Origin of the sequence: Streptomyces rishiriensis (assembly GCF_030815485.1) — a bacterium.
Lineage (GTDB): Bacteria > Actinomycetota > Actinomycetes > Streptomycetales > Streptomycetaceae > Streptomyces > Streptomyces rishiriensis_A.
Genome location: NZ_JAUSWV010000002.1, coordinates 7,274,021 through 7,292,884 on the forward strand (window position 1 = coordinate 7,274,021; position 18,864 = coordinate 7,292,884).

Consider the following 18,864-nt stretch of genomic DNA (forward strand, 5'->3'; position numbering starts at 1 on the left):
AGGTTTACGCTACCTTCGCGCCCATGACCGCCTCAAGCTCGGCGCTGAGTCAGGAACGGGCCGCCGTCGCGGACGCCTGCCGGCGTCTGGGGGCCGAAGGCCTCCTCATCGGCACGGCCGGCAACGTGAGCGTACGCGTCGGGGACCGGGTCGCGATCACCGCGACCGGAGCGGTCCTCGCCGAACTCACCCCGGACCAGGTGACCGTGGTCGACCTCGACGGCGAGATCGTGGCCGGAAGCCTGCGCCCGACCTCGGAGCTGGAGCTGCACCTCGGGGTCTACCGCCGCTACGGAACCGGCGCCGTCGTCCACACGCACGCTCCGATGGCCACCGCGGTCTCCTGCGTGCTCGACGAACTGCCGTGCATCCACTATCAGTTGCTCGCGCTCGGCGGCACGGTGCGAGTCGCGCCCCACGCCACCTTCGGCACCCCCGAACTCGCCGAGTCCGTACTCACCGCGCTCGACGGCCGCAGTGCCGCCCTGCTCGCGAACCACGGCGCGGTCACCCATGGGACGACCCTCGACAAGGCCGTCGAGAACGCCCTGCTCCTCGAATGGGCCTGCGGCGTCTACCAGCGCGCGGCCGCCATGGGCCGGCCCCGCTTCCTCGACGAACAGCAGCAACTCGCGGTGATCGAGGCCGCGATCGCCCGCGACTACGGCACCACCCACCCCGCAGCACCCGCGCAGGAACAGAGCCGATGAAGCCGGCGAGGCAGGCCCGGCCGACGAAGGGGGAAAGCCGATGAAGGTCTTCACCATGGGCGTGCACGTCCTGGACGTACTGGTGCGGCCGGTGCGGGAGATACCCGAGGGCCAGGGCGCGACCCTGGTCGACGACATCCGGATGACCGCCGCCGGGACCGCCGGCGGCACCGCGCTCACCCTCGCCAAACTGGGCGCGCGGGTGCGCGGTGCCGGCGCCATCGGCTCGGACCCGACCGGCGATCTGCTGGTGCGGTTGCTGGACCGGGCCGGCGTCGACACCGAGCATCTCGTCCGCCGCACGGACACCGCCACCTCGGCGAGCGTGCTGCCGATCCGGCCCAACGGCGACCGTCCCTCGCTGCACCTGCTCGGCGCCAACATCACCTACGGCCTCGACGACGTCCCCTGGGACGCCCTCGCCGAGGCCGACCATCTGCACCTGGGCGGACCGGAGTTGATCGGCGTCGAGGTCGCCACGCGCATCCTGTCGTTCGCCAGGGAACACGGCGTCGTCACCTCCGTGGACCTGCTCGCCCCCGGTGTCCTCGGCAGTTTCGAGCAGATCGAGGCGGCGCTGCCCCACATCGACCATCTGCTGCCCAACGAGGACCAGGTCCTCGGCTTCACCGGCGAGAGCGACCTGCTGACGGGTGCGCGCAAGCTCCTGGCCGCCGGTGCGGGCGTCGTCGCCGTCACGCGCGGCGGCGACGGCGCGCTCGTGGTGACCGCGGACGGCGCGGAACCGGTGCCCGCCTTCGTGGTCGACGTGGTCGACACCACCGGCTGCGGCGACGCCTTCTCGGCCGGCTATCTGCGGGGCGTGAGCCTGGGCCGTACGCCGAGCGACGCCGCCGTGCTCGGCAGCGCCGCCGCCGCCCTCGTGGCGCAGGGGCTCGGCAGCGACCACGGCGACTTCGACCTCGCGGCCGCCGACGCCTTCGCCGCGACCGCCAAGTCCCGCACCTGAGCGCAGGCCCGGGGGACCGGCGCGGCGCAGTCGTGCGAGCCGCGCCCGGGCTTCCGACCGGGCGGCCCCGCCCGCACCATGTTCGCCGGGGCCCCAGGGGTGGTACGCCACGAGCAGGTGGGCCCGGGGCACGACACCGGCGTCCGCCGTACCGCTCTCGCCCCACCCGCACGCCGCTCGCCCTTTCTCGTTGAGCGGCGCCCGGGTGCAGGGGCGCCGCCGACGGAGAAGGGGACATGGCGATGAGTGAGGCTTCGGACACCGCACTGCTGCTCGTACGGGGCGTGCTCGGCGTGGTGATGCTGGCGCACGGCTGGAACCACTGGCGCGGCGGAGGCGGCATATCCGGTACCGCCGGCTGGTTCGGCGGGCTCGGACTCACCCGCCCGAGACTCCAGGCGTGGCTCAGCGTCCTGACCGAACTCGGCGCGGGCGTCCTGCTGTTGGCCGGCTTCCTCACCTCACTGGCCTGCGCGGCGGTGCTGTCCGTGATGCTGGTGGCGGGTCTGCTCGCCCACCGCCGCAACGGCTTCTTCGTGTTCAAGGAGGGCTACGAGTACGTCCTCGTCCTGGGCGTCCTCGCGGTGGCGCTGGGTGTGTGGGGGCCGGGGGAGTACGCGGTGGACGAGGCCGCGGACATCGGTGTGACCGGATGGACGGGCGCCGGTGTGGTGCTCGGGGTGGGCGTCGCCGCGACGGCCGGTCTGCTGGCCGTGTTCTGGCGCCCCCGGAAGGAGAGCTGAGGAGGCGCCCCCTGCGCGGCGGTGCCGTCCGTGCGGCCGGTGGCCCGGGGGACGCCCTCGGCCCGCCGGCTCCACGAAACGGCTCCGAGACGCTCCACCGGGCCGGACGGCCCGCCGCGCCGGCCCTTCGCCGCACTCGGGGCGCTGCCCGCCGCCGGCCGAGCGCCCCCGAGCCGCACACCCACCCGGCACGCCCCCGGGAGCCGGCGGTACTCACCTGGTGGACGCCCCCTTGACGGAGGCTCGGGGCGGATCGACACTCGATCCGGGAATCCTAGTGAACGGGTAGGGAAACGATGGGGCGACAGGAGCCGACCACCGGCCGAGCGAGCCGCACGGCGTGGTCGTCGCCCCTTCTCACCTCACGCCGTCACATCGACCTGAAGCGTGTGTGCAGCGCCATCAGGTCACAGGACTGAGCCGGGCCTGCCCCGCGCCGAACCGCACCGGCGGCGTCCCGCGGACGCACCCGGCACGCGCGGACGTGGTCCGCGCCTCCCTCTTCGACGTCGCATCCGCCGCGCGCACGTCCCGTGCGTCCCGCCTCCGGGGAGAGTCATGTCCGTCACACCACTGGCCGCCCACCTGTCCGCCCGACCCGCCGCCTTCCGGGGCCGGATCGGGCGGGACGCGCGCAGCGGCCACTACGCTGTGCCGCGCCGCTACCGCCTCCACCTGGCGACGGCCGACCCCGACTGTCTGCGCATCGCCGTCACCCACAGCCTCCTCGGCCTGGAAAGGGCCTGCCCGGTCACCTTCCTGTCCGCCGTCCCGGACTGCCCCGACGGAGGCCACTCGGCGCTGCGCCCGCTGTACGACGCCAGCGCGCACCGGTACACCGGGCCCGCCCTCGCGCCGGTGCTCAGCGACGACTGGTCGGGACGCATCGTCAGCAGCCACGGCCCCGACATCGCCCGCGACCTCGCCCGGCACTTCGGCGGCGGCCGGCCCGCGCTGTACCCCTGCGGCGCGGAGTCGGAGATCGAGGCCGTCGAGCGGATGTGCGCCCAGGGCATCGAGGAGGCGGCCCAGCGCGCCGGAGCGGCCGACGCCGAGGCGGCGGAGCGCGCCGCCGCCCTCGACACGCTGCTCACCACGCTCGGCGTGCTGGAGCGGGGGCTCGGCGCTCACGAGCACCTGATCAGTGATCAGATCACGGCGGCCGACGTCGAGTTGTGGGTCGCCCTCGTACAGCTCGACACCGTGCACCGCCATCACCTGGACGCGGCCGCCGTGCACCGCATCGCCGGTCACCCCGCCCTGTGGGCCTACGCCCGCCGGCTGGCCGCCCACCCGGCCTTCGGCGCCCACCTCGACCTGGACGCCATCGCCCGTCGCCACCACGCCCGTTGTCAGGGCCTGGAGGCCGCCGGCGCCGCTGTCCAGATCCTGGACTGGGAGAGCCACGCCGCGGACGGTACGGCTGCCCGATCGCAGGTCAACCGGCCCTGACCCCGGTCCATCCACCGGACAGGCGTTGACATTCGTTCGGGCAACTGCCTTACTTACGGCCCAGAACGGTCAAGAGCGTCAGCGACAAGCCCTGGCTGGCTGACCGGCAACCCTCGCTCCGCGGTGAGGTGCCCCAGGTGACGACCGGACCGACGTTTCGGAATGACGTATCGGTAAGCGCGAGGGCCCCCCGGGGCCGGAACAGTGACGGTGACGGACATGTACGCAGCTCTTCGGACGGCGTCCCGCCGCCCCGCGGGCTGCGTACGGCCGTACCTCGACATCCTCGTCGCCAACCGCGCCGTCGACCTCCTGCGTGTGAACAGCGCACTGTGTACCGCACCGGGCCGCGCCCGCTGTCGGGGCTGAACGAACCCCTCCCCCGCAGCACAGCCGCCGCGTTCCTGACGAACACCGCCCGAGCGGTGTGCCGTTGTCCGCCCCACCCCGGTCTCCTGTACGCATCCGTGCGCCATGCCCCGTTCGCGCCCGCGGAGCGGTTCCCGCCGCCCCGCAAAAGCGCGTCCGGCCACGCACGTCCGCGGTGACTCGGGGTGTCCGACTCCGCCGGAGCCCCTCATGAGTGAACCCCCAGGCGCCGTGACCCTCGCCGAGGCCGCGCCCGCCATCGACGTCCCGTCCGAGAAGCTCACCGCCCAGCGCGTCCAGCCGTTGCGCAAGCCCGGCCGGTGGATCGCCACCGCCGTGGCCCTGGTCCTGGTGGCGCAGTTCACGCACGGACTGATCTCCAACCCCTTCTACCAGTGGGACCGCTTCGGCTACTGGTTCCTGCGGCCGGTGATCCTCGACGGACTGCTGATCACCCTGGAAGTCGCCGCCTGGAGCGCGGTACTGGGCCTCCTGGGCGGCATCCTGCTGGCCCTCGCCCGGCTCTCGAAGAGCCCGGTGCTGCGCGCGGTGAGCTGGACCTACGTATGGGCGCTGCGTTCCATACCGCTGATCGTGGTGCTGCTCTTCCTCTACAACTTCAGCGCGCTGTACCAAACCCTCAGCGTGGGCGTTCCGTTCGGTCCGGCGTTCTTCCGCTTCGACGAGTCCCGGCTGGCCACCGACATGGTGATCGCCGTCGTCGGCCTCAGCCTCAACGAGGCGGCCTACGCCGCCGAAGTGGTCCGCGGCGGCATCCTCTCCGTCGACCAGGGCCAGCACGAGGCGGCCGCCGCGCTGGGCCTGCCCAGGCGCTACCAGTTCTGGAGGATCGTCTTCCCGCAGGCCCTGCGGTCCATCACGCCGAACTACGTCAACCAGCTGATCGGACTGGTGAAGGCCACCTCGCTGGTCTTCTACGTGTCGCTGCTCGACCTGTTCGGCACCGTGCAGACCATGGGGGCCACCTACCCCGGTGACATCGTGCCGCTGCTGCTGGTCGTCACCGTCTGGTACCTGGTCCTGACCAGCGTCGTCTCGGTCATCCAGTTCTACGTCGAGCGGTACTACGCCCGGGGCGCCACGCGTTCCCTGCCGCCGACGCCACTGCAAAAACTGCGGACCGCTCTCACCGACCTGCGGGCCCGCATCCGCCGGGAGGCCGCCGTATGACCGCCAAGACCGTGCTCGGCGCCGACACCGCCGGGATCGTGCCCGCCGCCGTCGAGGTGCACGACGTGCACAAGTGGTACGGCGCCCACCGGGTCCTGGACGGGGTGAGTCTGACCGTGCGGCCCGGCGAGGTGACCGTGATCCTCGGCCCGTCCGGCTCCGGCAAGTCCACCCTGCTGCGGGTCATCAACCACCTGGAGAAGCCCGAGGTCGGCCATGTCAGCATCAACGGCGAGCCGATCGGCGTCCGCCGGCACGGCGACCGGCTGCGCGAGCTGAGCGAACGGACCATCCTGACCCAACGCGCCCGGATCGGCTTCGTCTTCCAGAACTTCAACCTCTTCCCGCACCTGACCGTGCTGGACAACGTCGCCGCCGCGCCGGTCGCCACCCGCAGACTTCCCAAGCCCGCCGCCCTGGAACTGGCCCGCGAACTCCTGGACCGGGTGGGCCTCGCCGACAAGGCCGGCGCCTACCCCCGGCAGCTGTCCGGCGGCCAGCAGCAGCGCGTCGCCATCGCCCGCGCCCTCGCGCTGCGCCCCGGCGTCATCCTCTTCGACGAGCCCACCTCCGCCCTCGACCCCGAGCTCGTCGGCGAGGTGCTCGCCGTCATCAAGGACCTGGCGACCAGCGGCACCACGCTCGTCATCGTCACCCACGAGGTCGGCTTCGCCCGTGAGGTCGCCGACCGGGTGGTCTTCATCGACGAAGGGAAGATCGTCGAGCAGGGGCCGCCCGGCGAGGTCCTCGACAGGCCGCGGCACGAGCGGACGCGCGACTTCCTCAGCAAGGTGCTCTGACACCGACACGCCCCACGACCTCCCCCCACGCCCCACCTCACCACCCTCCGAGTCACGAAGGACTGCCATGTCTGCCCACTTCACCCGACGCAGCCTGATCCGCGGCATCACCGCGGCGACCGCGGTCGCCACCCTCGCCACCGGGCTCGCCGCCTGCGGTGGTGACAGCGAGGCCGCCGCCACCACCGACAGCGCCGCCGCCGGAAGCGTGACCATCGGCCGGGTGTCCAACGGCGCCGCGAAGGAGACCGCCCTGAAGGTCTCGGAGGTCAAGTCCATCAGCGCCGAACTGCCCGACGCGATCAAGAAGAGCGGCAAGCTGAACATCGGCATCGGCGCCCTGCCCTCCGGCTTCGCCCCGCTGGCGTACGTGGGCGACGACCAGAAGACCCTCACCGGCGCCGAGCCCGATCTCGGCCGCCTGGTGGCCGCGGTCCTCGGCCTGAAGCCCGAGACGAAGAACTTCACCTGGGAGAACCTCTTCGTCGGCATCGACAGCGGCAAGGTCGACGTCGGCTTCTCGAACATCACCGACACCGAGGAGCGCAAGAAGAAGTACGAGTTCGCCTCCTACCGCCAGGACAACCTCGGCTGGGAGGTCAAGAAGTCCAGCAAGTGGAACTTCGACGGCGACTACGAGAATCTCGCCGGACTGACCGTCACGGTCAGCTCCGGCACCAACCAGGAGAAGATCCTCCTGGAGTGGAAGAAGAAGCTGGAGTCCGAGGGCAAGAAGCTCACCGTCAAGTACTACCCGGACCGCAACGGCATCTACCTGGCGCTGGCCGGCGGCAAGATCGACGCGTACTTCGGCCCCAACCCCGGCATCGCCTACAACGTCTCCCAGACCGCGGGCACGGCCAGCGCCACGCGCAACGCCGGCACCTTCTCCGGCGCCGGCGAGACGCTCCAGGGCCTGATCGCCGCCACCGCCAAGAAGGACAGCGGCCTCGCCAAGCCGGTCGCGGACGCCATCAACCACCTCATCGAGACCGGGCAGTACGCCAAGTGGCTGGCGGCCTACAACCTCTCCAACGAAGCCGTCGCCAAGTCCGAGATCAACCCGCCCGGACTGCCCCTCGACAACTCCTGACGCACGGTCATGAGGCCCTGAGCGCAAGCGGACCGAGCGTCCGTGACGCCGTGGAGATCGCCGGCCCCGTCGTGTCGGACCGGCCCCCGGGAACATCCGGCGATCTCCAGGCGTTCCCTTGACGACGAGATGTGAGAGGCGCGCCGCTCGGCGCCCGGCAGGAGGGAGACGCGGACGTGACCCACATACGCCGTGCCGTCCACCTCCATTCCCGGCCCCACATCGACCTCCAGCGCGTGGCCGGCGCGCTCTGTCGCTCCTGACCCTCCGTCTGCCTCAGGCAGGGGACCCCGCTCCGCCGCGCTCGCACCCCGCCGTGTACCCGCGCAGGCCCCGCGCGCGGGCCGGCGCATCCGTACGGACCTCCAGGAAGGCACTCTCGTGTCCTCGACCCCCTCCTCGCTGCATCTCGCCGTCGCTCTGGACGGCACCGGCTGGCACCCCGCCTCCTGGCGCGAGCCCGTCGCCCGACCCCGTGAGCTGTTCACCGCCGGATACTGGGCAGACCTGGTCGCCGAGGCCGAGCGCGGACTGCTCGACTTCGTGACGATCGAGGACGGCCTCGGCCCGCAGTCCTCCCACTTCCTCGACCCGGACGACCGCGTCGACCAGGTCCGCGGCCGCCTCGACGCGGTGCTCGTCGCCTCCCGCGTCGCCCCGCTCACCCATCACATAGGCCTCGTGCCGACCGTGGTGGCCACGCACACCGAGCCGTTCCACCTCTCCAAGGCGATCGCCACCCTCGACTACGTCAGCACCGGCCGGGCCGGCCTGCGCGTGCAGATCACCGCCCGCCCCACCGAGGCCGCCCACTTCGGCCGGCGCACGATCCCCCGGATCGGGGCCTACGACGACCCCGCCACCCAGGAGCTGGTCACCGACCTGTTCGACGAGGCCGCCGACTACGTCGAGGTCCTGCGCCGCCTCTGGGACAGCTGGGAGGACGACGCGGAGATCCGGGACGTGGCGACGGGCCGTTTCGTCGACCGCGACAAACTGCACTACATCGACTTCGAGGGCCGCCGCTTCAGCGTCAAGGGACCCTCCATCACCCCCCGCCCGCCACAGGGCCAGCCCCTGGTCACCGCCCTCGCGCACGACACGGTCCCCTACCGGCTGGTGGCCCGCTCCACCGACGTCGGGTACGTCACCCCGCACGACACCGGCCAGGCCAGGGCGATCATCGCCGAGATCCGCGCCGAACAGGAGCGGGCCGGGCGGACGGCCGAGCCGCTGCACGTCTTCGCGGACCTGGTGGTGTTCCTGGACGACGACCCGGCCGAGGCCGCCGCCCGGCGCGACCGACTCGACACCCTCGCCGGCGAGGAGTACCGCAGCGACGCCCGCATATTCGCCGGCTCGCCCGCCCAACTCGCCGATCTGCTGCAGGACTTCCAGGCGGCCGGACTGACCGGGTTCCGGCTGCGCCCCGCCGTCGCCGGCCACGACCTCCCCGCCATCACCCGGGGACTCGTCCCCGAACTCCAGCGCCGCGGCGCCTTCCGGCGCGCCTACGAGGCCGACACCCTGCGCGGGCTGCTGGGCCTGCCCCGCCCCGCCAACCGCTACGCCGCCGTCTGAGCGGGAGGGAGACCCCACCATGAGCAAGCCCCAGAAGCAGATCCATCTCGCCGCGCACTTCCCCGGCGTCAACAACACCACCGTGTGGAGCGATCCGCGGGCCGGCAGCCACATCGAGTTCAGCTCCTTCGCCCACTTCGCGCGGACCGCCGAACGCGCCAAGTTCGACTTCCTCTTCCTCGCCGAAGGGCTGCGCCTGCGCGAACAGGGCGGCAAGATCTACGACCTGGACGTGGTCGGCCGCCCCGACACCTTCACGATCCTCGCCGCGCTCGCCGCGGTCACCGAGCGCCTCGGCCTGACCGGCACCATCAACTCCACCTTCAACGAGCCCTACGAGGTGGCCCGCCAGTTCGCCAGCCTCGACCACCTCTCCGACGGCCGCTCCGCGTGGAACGTCGTCACCTCCTGGGACGCCTTCACCGGCGAGAACTTCCGTCGCGGCGGCTACCTCCCGCAGGACGAACGCTACGCCCGCGCCAAGGAGTTCCTCGCCACCACGGGCGAGCTCTTCGACTCCTGGCAGGGCGACGAGATCGTCGCCGACCAGAGCACCGGCATCTTCCTCCGGGACGCCAAGGCCGGCGCCTTCGTCCACGAGGGCCGGCAGTTCGACATCCAGGGCCGGTTCAACGTCCCGCGCAGCCCCCAGGGCCGTCCGGTGATCTTCCAGGCCGGGGACTCCGACGAAGGCCGCGAGTTCGCCGCCTCGTCCGCCGACGCGATCTTCAGCCGGTACGCGGCCCTCGACGCCGGCCAGGCCTTCTACACCGACGTCAAGTCCCGCCTCGCCAAGTACGGCCGACGCGCCGACCAGCTGCTGATCCTGCCCGCCGCGAGCTTCGTCCTGGGCGACACCGACGCCGAGGCCGAGGAGATCGCCAAGGACGTGCGCCGCCAGCAGGTCAGCGGCGCCACCGCCCTCAAGCACCTGGAGTTCGTCTGGAACCGGGACCTGTCCGGTTACGACCCGGAAGGCCCCCTCCCGGACATCGACCCGGACCTCGGGGAGCACCACATCGCGCGCGGCCGCGCCCAGGTCCGGATGTACCGCGACCCGCTGGCCACGGCCCGCGAGTGGCGTGCGCTCGCGGAGGCCAACAACTGGTCGATCCGCGACCTGGTCATCGAGACCGGCAGCCGGCAGAACTTCGTCGGCTCCCCGGAGACCGTCGCCAGGACGATCAACGAGTACGTGCAGGCCGACGCCGCCGACGGCTTCATCCTCGTCCCGCACATCACCCCGAGCGGCCTCGACGCCTTCGCCGACAAGGTCGTCCCGCTCCTGCAGGAGCAGGGCGTCTTCCGCACCGAGTACGAGGGCACCACGCTCAGGGACCACCTCGGCCTCGCCCACCCGGACGAGGCGGGCCGCACCGAACGGGTGGCCTCGTGAAGTTCCTCGCCATCACCCTGATCGTGCACCGTCCGGACCCGGTCACCGGCGTCCGCAAGCCGACCCAGGACCGCTTCCGCGAGGTGCTCGACAACGCCCTGCTCGCCGAGGAGCTCGGCTTCGACGGCTTCGGCGTGGGGGAGCGGCACGAACGGCCGTTCATCTCCTCCTCCCCGCCGGTGGTGCTGAGCCACATCGCCGCCCTCACCCGCCGCATCCGGCTCTTCACCGCCGTGACGACCCTCAGTCTCCTCGACCCGGTCCGCGCCTACGAGGACTACGCCACCCTCGACCACCTCTCGGGCGGCCGCCTGGAGCTGATCATCGGCAAGGGCAACGGCGCCGCCCAGCGCGAGCTGTTCCACGTCACGCCCGAGGACCAGTGGGCGCGCAACGCCGAGAGCTACGAGGTGTTCCGCCGGATCTGGCGCAACGGCAAGGTCACCGCGGCCACGCGTTTCCGACCGGAACTGACGGACGCGGAAGTGTGGCCCCGGCCGTACCAGCAGCCCGTCCGGGTCTGGCACGGCAGCGCCACCAGCAAGGAGTCCGTCGACCTGGCCGCCCGCTACGGCGACCCGCTGTTCTCGGCGAACGTCACCCATCCCATCGAGCCCTACGCCGAGCTGATCGATCACTACCGCGAACGCTGGGAGCACCACGGCCACGACCCGGCCGCCCTCGCGGTCGGCGCCGGCTCGGCCGGACTGCACGTGGCGCGCACCTCCCAGGAGGCCGTCGAGGCCTACCGGCCGGTCTTCGAAGGCACGCTCGCCTTCCAGAGACAGGCCGGACTGCCCGTCGTCTTCGAGACGCTGGAGGACTTCGTCGAACGCAGCTCCGCCCTGATCGGCAGCCCGCAGCAGGTCATCGACAAGGTGCACCGCTACCACGAACGACTCGGCCACACGACGCTGCATGTGCAGGCCGACGCGAGCGGCCTCGACGACACCCGGCACCGCGACTCGCTGGAGCTGTTCCAGTCGGAGGTGGCGTCCGTGCTTCGCAAGGACATACCGGACCCGCCGTTCGACTGGGGGCCGGTGCTTCCGACGGCGTCGACCACCACGCCGTCGACCACCGAGGAGCCGGTCCGTGCCTGACATCCCCCTCGGCGTTCTCGATCTGGTCCCGATCTCCTCGGGATCGACGGCCGCGGACGCCCTGCGCAACTCCGTGGACCTGGCCCGGCACACCGAACGCCTCGGATTCGCCCGCTACTGGTTCGCCGAGCACCACCTCAACCCCGGCGTCGCGGGCACGTCCCCGGCCGTGGTCCTGGCCCTGACCGCGGCCGCCACCTCCACCATCCGGCTCGGTTCCGGCGCCGTACAACTCGGACACCGCACCGCCCTGTCCACGGTGGAGGAGTTCGGCCTGATCGACGCGCTGCACCCCGGCCGCTTCGACCTCGGCCTGGGCCGCTCGGGCGGCCGTCCGCCGGGCGAGCGGCAGAGCCGGCCGGCCGCGGCCACCCCGGTCGTCGACGGCCGGGCCCCGAACGGACTGCTGATCCCGCCCCGCTTCTCCTTCGAACGGCTCCTCGCTTCCCCCCGGATCGCCCTGCACCGCAGGCTGCTTCTGCTGCCGAACGCGCAATCGCAGGACTACGCCGAGCAGATCGACGACATCCTCGCCCTGCTGGCGGGCACCTACCGCTCACCGGAGGGCATCGAGGCGCATGTCGTACCGGGCGAGGGCGCCGACGTCGACGTGTGGATCCTGGGCAGCAGCGGCGGCCAGAGCGCCGAGGTCGCGGGCGCACGAGGGTTGCGCTTCGCCGCGAACTACCACGTCAGTCCGGCCACCGTCCTCGAGGCGGTGGACGGCTACCGGGCCCGCTTCAAGCCCTCCGCAGTCCTCGACGCGCCCTATGTCAGCGTCTCCGCGGATGTCGTCGTCGCCGAGGACGACGCCCGCGCCCGCGAACTCGCCACCGGCTACGGCCTCTGGGTGCGCAGCATCCGCACCGCCGAGGGCGCGATCCAGTTCCCGACACCGGAGGAAGCGCGCGCCCATACCTGGACCGACGAGGACCGGGCGCTGGTCCAGGACCGCATCGACACCCGGTTCGTCGGCTCGCCGGCCCGGGTCGCCGACCTCCTGGAGCAGCTTCAGGAGGCCACCGACGCCGACGAACTGCTCGTCACCACCATCACCCACGACCACGCCGACCGCGTCCGCTCCTACGAACTCCTCGCCGAGGAATGGCGCAGGAGGGGGCACTCCTCCCGGACGAGTTGATGCACCGGCGTTCCCACGGACCGCACGTACGCGATCGTTCTCGGCGCGGCGGGCCTCGTCGCCGCGCCGATGGCGGGACACCTCTCCGGCGAGCACCACGACCCGCTCCTCACCCGCGGTGAGGCCGGCGTACCGGCCGCTCCGGATCCAGGGCGGCGGCGAGCGCCTCGGCGATGTCGGCCCCGGCTACCGCGAGGTCCTCGCCGGGGCATCCCCGCGCTCCGCTCCGACGGCCCGGGCCACGAGGTTCAGCAGGTGTCTTCCGGCCTCGCCGGCGAACCACTCGGCGTGCCCCATGCAGTAGTCGTAGGCCAGCCGCGTGTTGGACGCGGAGCGTGTGACGCCGTGGAAGTAGCCCAGCTCGGACAGTGCGAACTCGGCGTGCACCAAGGGCAGCAGCTCCGGGAGCGCCGCCGATTCGGCGGGGCTGAGCGGTCGTACGGACCGGTAGCCGTCGACGAGCGCGATCACGTCGTCCTCGCGTACCGGGTAGCCGGGCCGTAGCCACTGCACGGTGTTGCGTTCGATCGCCGTGGCGAGGTCGTGCACGGCGGTCGTGCGGTCGCTCATGCCGAAGTCGAGAACGGTGCGGACCTGCCCGTCCCTGTCCCACAGCAGGTTGGAGGCGTGCCAGTCGTTGTGGGTCCACAGGGGCTCCAGACCGGGCAGATGGGGTGCGAGCCGCTCGTGCAGCGGCAGGAGCACCCGCCGGGTGTCCTCCCGCCACGGGAAGGCCCCCAACCCTGAAGCCAGTTGAGGGCGCTCGTGCACGTATCGCTCCAGCGCGTCCCAGGGGTCCTGCGCGGCGAACACCGTGAACGAGGCGACCAGGGGCTGCGCCTGACGCCGTGGCGCGTCGAACCCCCGTGCCGCCAGGTGCAGTCGGGCCAGCGCCTCGCCCGCCGCCGTCGCGTGGGTGGGGGAGCGGAAGGGCGACCAGGACAGCGCGTCCCGGTACAGGTCCTCCCCGGCGCCGGTCGAGTGCACCTCGTACGTCCAGGTGCCGCGGACCGCCGCGTCCAGCACCTCCACCACCGGCGCGCCGTGTTCGCGCAGATGCCGCAGGAAGGCGTGTTCCTCCGCCAGCCCCTCCGGGGAGCGCACACGGACGTGGTGCCGTTTCACGAACAGGCGCCGTCCGTCCCGCTCGACGACGGCCGCCGCGGACAGCGGGCGCGGGCTGCGCCACATCACCCGGGCGCCCACCCCGACGACGTCCGTCACCTCGTCGTCGGTCAGCGGCGCCCAGTCCGGCTCGACCGGGTCGGTGCCCAGACCGTGGGCCAGATGTGAACTCATGCCGCACCCACCGTCGTTGTACCGCGGAGCGACTCGAGGATCCGGCGCTCCGTGGCGCCGAATCCGGGTGCCGTGAAGTCCTCCGCTCCGCGCGGGCGGGCCAGCGGCACCTCGACGCGTTCGACGACGGTGGCCGGGCGCGGCGACAGGACGTGCACGGTGTCCGCGAGCAGGACCGCCTCGCGGATGTCGTGGGTGACCAGTAGCACCGTCCACCGGTGGCGCTGCCACATCTGCGCCAGCCACAGCTGCATCTCGGTGCGGGTCAGCGAGTCCAGCGCCCCGAACGGTTCGTCCAGCAGCAGTACCGGACGCTCCAGGACGACCGTGCGCAGCAGCGCGGCCCGCTGCCGCATACCTCCGCTGAGCTGGGCGGGATACGCCTTCTGGAAGCCGTCGAGACCGAAGTCGGCGAACAGCGCGTCGGCCCGCGCCCGAGCCTCCTTCTTGCGCACGCCCTGCGCCTCCAGACCGAGCGCGGTGTTGTCCAGCACGGTCCGCCAGGGGAACAGCAGGTCCTTCTGCGGCATGTAGGCGACCTTGCCGGACTCCACCCCGGCCGGTTCGCCCTCCACCAGAACCCGCCCGGTCGTGGGCCGGTCGAGTCCCGACACCAAGTTGAACAGGGTGCTCTTGCCGCTGCCGCTCGGCCCGATCACAGCGGCGAACTCGCCCGGTCGCACCGACAGTTCGAGACCCCGCAGGACCTCCAGCGAGCCGAAGGACTTCCCGACCCCCTCGATACGCAGACTGCTCACGACCTCTCCTCCCGTTGCGCCCGCTCCCATGGCAGTACCAGCCGTTGCAGCAGATGGGTCGCCCCGAACAGCGCGATGCTCAGCGCCGCCGTCACCCCGACCGCCGCGAACACCAGGTCCGTCCGGAACGCGCTCTTCTGCGCCTGCATGTAGATACCGAGCCCCGCCTCCGCGCCCGCGTACTCCGCGAACACCGCGCCGACGACGGCGTAGGTGATGCTCACCCGCAGCCCCGCGAAGAAGTACGGCATCGCGCTCGGCACCCGAACCAGCCGGAACGTCCGCAGGCGGCCCGCGCCCAGCGAGCGCAGCAGCCGCATCGCCTCACGGTCGGTCGCGGCGAACCCGGCGGCCAGGTTCGCCGCCAGCGGGAAGAACGTCGTCAGCGTCACGACCAGCATCTTGGGCAGCAGGCCGAAGCCGAACCAGATGATGAGCAGAGGAGCCACGGCGACGACCGGGATCGTCTGCGAGGCGACCAGGAGCGGGTACAGGCCCCGGCGGGCCGCCGCCGAGAAGTCCAGGAGCACGGCGACCAGCCACGCCGCCGCGAACGACAGCGCGAAGCCCAGCAGGGTCTCCTGGAGCGTGGGCACGGTCTGCGCCCACAGGACCTCGCGGTTGGCCCAGCCCTGCTGCACCACCCGCGTCGGCGACGGAAGCATCGTCGGGTCGACGCCCGCGCCCGTCACGTACAGCTGCCAGCCGCCGATCACGACGGCCAGCACCAGCAGCGGCGGCCACAACGACCGTATGACCGCGCTCACTTGGTGACCTCGGTGTCCGAGGCGGGCAGATAGGCGTTGGTGAAGAACGAACCGGCGTCCGGGGTCCTGGTCAGCTTCCCGCCGTTCGCGTCGCTCAGAAGTCCCGCCCGGTACTCGAAGTCTGCGAAGTCCTGCCAGCGCTCCGGGCTCTGGGCACCGATCGTGCCGTCGGCGGCCCGGTAGTACTCATCGGCGAGCAACTGAGCGCTCTTGCGCACGAGTTCGACGTTGGTGAGGACGCTCCTGTTGGCGTCGACGAGGAGATCCGCGGCCTTGTCGGGGTGGTCGGCCGCGTACCTGTACCCCTTGTCGACGGCGGCCAGGAACTTCTTCGCGATCTCCGGGTTCTTCTCCAGGAACCGGTCCGAGGACGCGACGAGCGTCGAGTAGATCGCCGGGAAACCGTAGTCGGACAACTGGAAGTTCTTCAGCGGCTTACCGCTCAGCTCTGCCTCCAGTCCCTCCCAGGTCGGCATCGGCATCGCGAAGTCCGCCCTGCCCGCGTAGAGCGCCGCGTATGCCGAGGTGTTGAGGGTGACCTGCTTGAAGTCACCCCTGCCGCCCGCGTTCCGGATCACCTTCTGCAGGAGCGGCTTCTCGTAAGGAGCGCCGAAACCGGCGTACGTGCGCCCGTCCAGGTCCTTGGGTGACGTGATGTCCGTACGGCCGGCGCGTACGGCGATGGTGACGTTCGTCTTCTGCGTGACCGCGTAGACGGACGTGATGTCCTGGCCCGCGGCGCGCGCCGTGGTCACGCCCTCCTGGTACGAGATGCCGAAGTCGGCCTTGTGGCTCGCGATCAGCGTCTCGGGCGCGGTCGAACCGTAGGGCACGATCTTCAGATCGATGCCGGCCGCCTTGAACCAGCCCTTCTGCTGGGCGACGTAGATGCCGGTGTGGTTGGTGTTCGGGGTCCAGTCCAGGGCGAGGGTGACGGTCGTGGTGCCGTCCTCGGCGGTGGCGTCGGCCGAGGGGTCCGCCGAGCAGCCGGTGACGGCGAATACGGCCGACGCGGCTATGACGGACAGGGCGGTACGGCGGTGCATGCGTGTTCCTTCGGGGCGAGGGGAGTCGGACGGCGTCGGGCGGTCACGCCCGGCGACACAGCGCGCTGTCCACCCGCTTGAAGTCGACGGCCAGCCGCCGGGTCAGTCCCCGCGCCTGGCAGGACAGGACACTCATCCGGCCATGGCCGGCAGCAGCGCGTTGGTGAAGGAGCGGTCCCAGTCCCGGTCGTGCGCGAGGGCGCCGTGCTTCGCGAGCCAGTGCGCGTACGGGCCCGTGCGAGCCGGATCGATCACTCCCCAGCGGCCCTCCGAGTCCGTCCAGGTGGGCGCGACCAGGGCGAGGGAACGGGCTATCAGCGGGCGCGGGAAGTAGGGGATGACCCTTTCCAGCAACTGCAGTGTCCGCTCGCCGTCCTGTGCGGCGGCCGCGTATCCCCGAGCCGTGGCGGCGAGGAAGTCCCTTACCAGAGAGGGTCGTTCGGTGAGCAGGCGTTCGTTCGTGCCCAGGAGATAGCTGTGGTAGCGGGGTGCGCCGATCTCGTCGACCGGCCAGGTCACGCGCCGCTCCTCGGGCAGGTCGCCGCGGAGCGCGTCCCACGACCAGTAGGTGCCGAAGGTGGCGTCGGCCTCGCCCGCCTCGATGTCGTCGACGGTCAGCTCGCGCGAGCCCGCGTCGATCGTGACCACCGCGTCCGGGTCGCCGCCGTCGGCCGCCACCAGATGGCGGACCATGGCCAGGCCGCGCGGGGTCGGGTTCAGGGCGACGCGACGGCCCGCGAGGTCACGGGGGCGGGTGATGCCGGTGGACGCGGTGGTCTGGATCGCCTCCAGGCCGCGGTGGTTGACGGCGGCCACGGCGATCAGCGGCTGGCCGTGCGCGGCGCGCCGGGCCAGTAGCCGGTTGGGCGGGAAGACGCCGAAGTCCACCTCGCCGCGCGCCACATACTCCAGGGTGTCGCCGCGTCCCGGATCCTGGACGACGAGTTCCACGTCAAGCCCGGCCTCCGCGAACCAGCGGCGGGCACGGGCCACATAGAAACCGGCGGAATTGGGCCAGGGATGGAAATAGTCGAGCATGACCCGGATGTGCGGCATGAAGGGACTCCGAGGGCGGCGCGCGAGGACGCGAAGGCGAAGGGCAGAGGGGGGAAGCGGCGCGACGGGCGACCAGGCGACCAGGCGGCTGGACGGGCGGACGACGAGGCGTCCGGGTGGTCGGTCGGTCAGACGGGCCGGTGACAGCGACACGCGTGGCAGCTGCACGTGCGACAACGACAGGAGCCGCCCGCCGGGGTGGAGACCACCGGAGGCTTCGGCTCTGCTGTTGCGGACACGTGAACTCCTACGCGGGGCGCCTGAGCGCGTTTCGTGCGGTCGGCGTCCCCATGGGGACCGCGTTCGACGAACGGATCCCAGACGCCCTCTCAGCCCGTCCGGGGAGGGGCTCCCGCGTAGATGGCCGAAACCATAACGGCAGCCGACGGTCTTCGCGCAACCTTGATCCGAAATATGAGACGGCCAAGATCAGCGGGTAAGACGCCCAGCTCACGGGCGTAGCATCGGCCGCCATGACCACCTTCCCGCTGCCCGGACCCCTGGTCGACGACTCCTGGCTGGCCGCCCGGCTCGACGACCCCCGGCTGGTCGTCCTCGACGCCACGGTGCTGCTGCCCTCACCCCGTCATGACGGTGACCACCGCTGCGTGAGCGGCCGCGAAGGGTGGCTCCGACGCCGCCTCCCGGGTTCCCGGCACGCGGATCTGACCGGGGACTTCTCCGACCCCGGCGCTCCCTACCACTTCGCCGTGCCGAGCCCGCCGGCCCTGGCCGGAGCGCTCGCCGGGGTCGGCGTGGGGGAGGGGAGCGCGGTGGTCGTGTACGACACCGGCGGCGGGATCTGGGCGGCCCGGCTGTGGTGGATGCTGCGGGCGATCTCCGTTCCGGCGGCCGTGCTCGACGGAGGTCTGGCGGCGTGGGAGTCGGCGGGACGGCCGCTCACGTCCGGCGACGACGCGGTGCCGGTGCCCGAGGTGACCCCTGTCGTCCCCGTCCCGCGTCCCGGATCGTGGACGGACGTCCACGAGGTGGAAGCCATCAGTCGTGGTGAGCGGCCCGGCACCCTGGTCTGCGCGTTGCCCCCGGGCGGCTTCGACGGGTCGGTCCCCACCCGGTACAGCCGACGCGGGCACATTCCCGGAAGCCGGAGTCTTCCCGGTCGCGAACTCCTGGACGCCGAAGGGCGGGTGCTGTCTCCGGCCGACCTCGCCACCCGCGTCGGCGCCGGTCTCGACGCCACCGATACGCCGGTCGTCCTGTACTGCGGCGGCGGTATCTCGGCCGCCGGCGTCGCCCTCGCCCTCACCCTCCTCGGCCGTCCGGACGTGTCCCTGTACGACGGTTCACTCGAGGAGTGGTCGCAGGATCCGGCACGGCCGCTGACGACGGGACACGTCGCCTGATCAGCGCCGGGCGGCGCACCGGAAC

19 protein-coding genes and 1 riboswitch are annotated in these 18,864 nt (G+C 71.9%); of the genes, 14 read left to right on the forward strand and 5 right to left on the reverse strand.

The window, feature by feature from the left end:
- Positions 1–23: 23 nt before the first annotated feature.
- The 13 genes from QF030_RS34725 (at position 24) to QF030_RS34780 (ending at position 12,549) form a co-directional block, all read left to right on the forward strand.
- The gene (locus tag QF030_RS34725; protein ID WP_307166510.1) at positions 24–710 is read left to right on the forward strand and encodes a class II aldolase/adducin family protein; all 687 of its coding nucleotides are present in this window, start codon (positions 24–26) and stop codon (positions 708–710) included.
- 40 nt (positions 711–750) lie between these two features.
- Positions 751–1,680, forward strand: a complete 930-nt coding sequence (locus QF030_RS34730; RefSeq protein ID WP_307166511.1) for a carbohydrate kinase family protein — start codon at positions 751–753, stop codon at positions 1,678–1,680.
- Between the two features lie 242 nt (positions 1,681–1,922).
- Positions 1,923–2,423 (forward strand): DoxX family protein, encoded by a 501-nt coding sequence (locus tag QF030_RS34735; protein WP_307166512.1) that lies wholly within the window; start codon positions 1,923–1,925, stop codon positions 2,421–2,423.
- Positions 2,424–2,981: 558 nt separating this feature from the next.
- A complete protein-coding gene (locus tag QF030_RS34740) occupies positions 2,982–3,875 on the forward strand; it encodes a glutathione S-transferase C-terminal domain-containing protein (RefSeq protein WP_307166513.1) in 894 nt (297 codons plus the stop codon).
- Positions 3,876–3,942: 67 nt separating this feature from the next.
- A riboswitch (SAM riboswitch) is annotated at positions 3,943–4,061 on the forward strand.
- A 33-nt stretch (positions 4,062–4,094) separates the two neighbouring features.
- Complete coding sequence (locus QF030_RS34745) at positions 4,095–4,244, forward strand: hypothetical protein (RefSeq protein WP_307166514.1); 150 nt, start codon at positions 4,095–4,097, stop codon at positions 4,242–4,244.
- Between the two features lie 210 nt (positions 4,245–4,454).
- Positions 4,455–5,435: an amino acid ABC transporter permease gene (locus tag QF030_RS34750; protein WP_307166515.1), complete on the forward strand. Its 981-nt coding sequence runs from the start codon at positions 4,455–4,457 to the stop codon at positions 5,433–5,435.
- Entirely contained in the window at positions 5,432–6,235 is an 804-nt protein-coding gene (locus tag QF030_RS34755; RefSeq protein WP_307166516.1) for an amino acid ABC transporter ATP-binding protein, read from the forward strand. Before QF030_RS34750 ends, QF030_RS34755 begins: the two co-directional genes overlap by 4 nt.
- Before the next feature lie 67 nt (positions 6,236–6,302).
- On the forward strand, positions 6,303–7,328 hold the full coding sequence (locus QF030_RS34760) for an ABC transporter substrate-binding protein (protein WP_307166517.1): 1,026 nt from the start codon (positions 6,303–6,305) through the stop codon (positions 7,326–7,328).
- A 176-nt stretch (positions 7,329–7,504) separates the two neighbouring features.
- Positions 7,505–7,591: a putative leader peptide gene (locus QF030_RS40690; RefSeq protein WP_373428937.1), complete on the forward strand. Its 87-nt coding sequence runs from the start codon at positions 7,505–7,507 to the stop codon at positions 7,589–7,591.
- Positions 7,592–7,709: 118 nt separating this feature from the next.
- On the forward strand, positions 7,710–8,909 hold the full coding sequence (locus QF030_RS34765) for an LLM class flavin-dependent oxidoreductase (protein WP_307166518.1): 1,200 nt from the start codon (positions 7,710–7,712) through the stop codon (positions 8,907–8,909).
- A gap of 19 nt (positions 8,910–8,928) precedes the next feature.
- The gene (locus QF030_RS34770) at positions 8,929–10,305 is read left to right on the forward strand and encodes an NtaA/DmoA family FMN-dependent monooxygenase (protein WP_307166519.1); all 1,377 of its coding nucleotides are present in this window, start codon (positions 8,929–8,931) and stop codon (positions 10,303–10,305) included.
- The gene (locus tag QF030_RS34775; protein WP_307166520.1) at positions 10,302–11,408 is read left to right on the forward strand and encodes an LLM class flavin-dependent oxidoreductase; all 1,107 of its coding nucleotides are present in this window, start codon (positions 10,302–10,304) and stop codon (positions 11,406–11,408) included. Before QF030_RS34770 ends, QF030_RS34775 begins: the two co-directional genes overlap by 4 nt.
- A complete protein-coding gene (locus QF030_RS34780; protein ID WP_307166521.1) occupies positions 11,401–12,549 on the forward strand; it encodes an LLM class flavin-dependent oxidoreductase in 1,149 nt (382 codons plus the stop codon). The genes QF030_RS34775 and QF030_RS34780 overlap by 8 nt, the downstream gene beginning before the upstream one ends.
- A gap of 186 nt (positions 12,550–12,735) precedes the next feature.
- Here the strand turns inward: QF030_RS34780 and QF030_RS34785 are convergent, their stop codons facing one another.
- The 5 genes from QF030_RS34785 to QF030_RS34805 all read right to left on the reverse strand — a co-directional run bounded on the left by QF030_RS34785 (position 12,736) and on the right by QF030_RS34805 (position 17,475).
- A complete protein-coding gene (locus QF030_RS34785) occupies positions 12,736–13,848 on the reverse strand; it encodes a phosphotransferase enzyme family protein (RefSeq protein WP_307166522.1) in 1,113 nt (370 codons plus the stop codon).
- Positions 13,845–14,606: an ABC transporter ATP-binding protein gene (locus QF030_RS34790; RefSeq protein ID WP_307166523.1), complete on the reverse strand. Its 762-nt coding sequence runs from the start codon at positions 14,604–14,606 to the stop codon at positions 13,845–13,847. Before QF030_RS34790 ends, QF030_RS34785 begins: the two co-directional genes overlap by 4 nt.
- Positions 14,603–15,373, reverse strand: coding sequence for an ABC transporter permease (locus QF030_RS34795; RefSeq protein ID WP_307166524.1), 771 nt, complete (start codon positions 15,371–15,373; stop codon positions 14,603–14,605). Before QF030_RS34795 ends, QF030_RS34790 begins: the two co-directional genes overlap by 4 nt.
- Positions 15,370–16,419: an ABC transporter substrate-binding protein gene (locus QF030_RS34800; protein ID WP_307166525.1), complete on the reverse strand. Its 1,050-nt coding sequence runs from the start codon at positions 16,417–16,419 to the stop codon at positions 15,370–15,372. The genes QF030_RS34795 and QF030_RS34800 overlap by 4 nt, the downstream gene beginning before the upstream one ends.
- 132 nt (positions 16,420–16,551) lie before the next feature.
- Positions 16,552–17,475 (reverse strand): ABC transporter substrate-binding protein, encoded by a 924-nt coding sequence (locus QF030_RS34805; protein ID WP_307166526.1) that lies wholly within the window; start codon positions 17,473–17,475, stop codon positions 16,552–16,554.
- A 473-nt stretch (positions 17,476–17,948) separates the two neighbouring features.
- On the opposite strand from QF030_RS34805, the gene QF030_RS34810 reads away from it, so the two are divergent.
- Positions 17,949–18,839, forward strand: coding sequence for a sulfurtransferase (locus tag QF030_RS34810; protein WP_307166527.1), 891 nt, complete (start codon positions 17,949–17,951; stop codon positions 18,837–18,839).
- Positions 18,840–18,864: the final 25 nt, after the last annotated feature.

Coding starts and splice junctions, on each gene's coding strand:
- QF030_RS34750 (WP_307166515.1), top strand. CDS start 4,455: ATGAGTGAACCCCCAGGCGCCGTGACCCTCGCCGAGGCCGCGCCCGCC.
- QF030_RS34810 (WP_307166527.1), top strand. CDS start 17,949: ATGACCACCTTCCCGCTGCCCGGACCCCTGGTCGACGACTCCTGGCTG.
- QF030_RS34805 (WP_307166526.1), bottom strand. CDS start 17,475: ATGCCGCACATCCGGGTCATGCTCGACTATTTCCATCCCTGGCCCAAT.
- QF030_RS34755 (WP_307166516.1), top strand. CDS start 5,432: ATGACCGCCAAGACCGTGCTCGGCGCCGACACCGCCGGGATCGTGCCC.
- QF030_RS34730 (WP_307166511.1), top strand. CDS start 751: ATGAAGGTCTTCACCATGGGCGTGCACGTCCTGGACGTACTGGTGCGG.
- QF030_RS34785 (WP_307166522.1), bottom strand. CDS start 13,848: ATGAGTTCACATCTGGCCCACGGTCTGGGCACCGACCCGGTCGAGCCG.
- QF030_RS34740 (WP_307166513.1), top strand. CDS start 2,982: ATGTCCGTCACACCACTGGCCGCCCACCTGTCCGCCCGACCCGCCGCC.
- QF030_RS34760 (WP_307166517.1), top strand. CDS start 6,303: ATGTCTGCCCACTTCACCCGACGCAGCCTGATCCGCGGCATCACCGCG.
- QF030_RS34725 (WP_307166510.1), top strand. CDS start 24: ATGACCGCCTCAAGCTCGGCGCTGAGTCAGGAACGGGCCGCCGTCGCG.
- QF030_RS34800 (WP_307166525.1), bottom strand. CDS start 16,419: ATGCACCGCCGTACCGCCCTGTCCGTCATAGCCGCGTCGGCCGTATTC.
- QF030_RS34745 (WP_307166514.1), top strand. CDS start 4,095: ATGTACGCAGCTCTTCGGACGGCGTCCCGCCGCCCCGCGGGCTGCGTA.
- QF030_RS34770 (WP_307166519.1), top strand. CDS start 8,929: ATGAGCAAGCCCCAGAAGCAGATCCATCTCGCCGCGCACTTCCCCGGC.
- QF030_RS34735 (WP_307166512.1), top strand. CDS start 1,923: ATGAGTGAGGCTTCGGACACCGCACTGCTGCTCGTACGGGGCGTGCTC.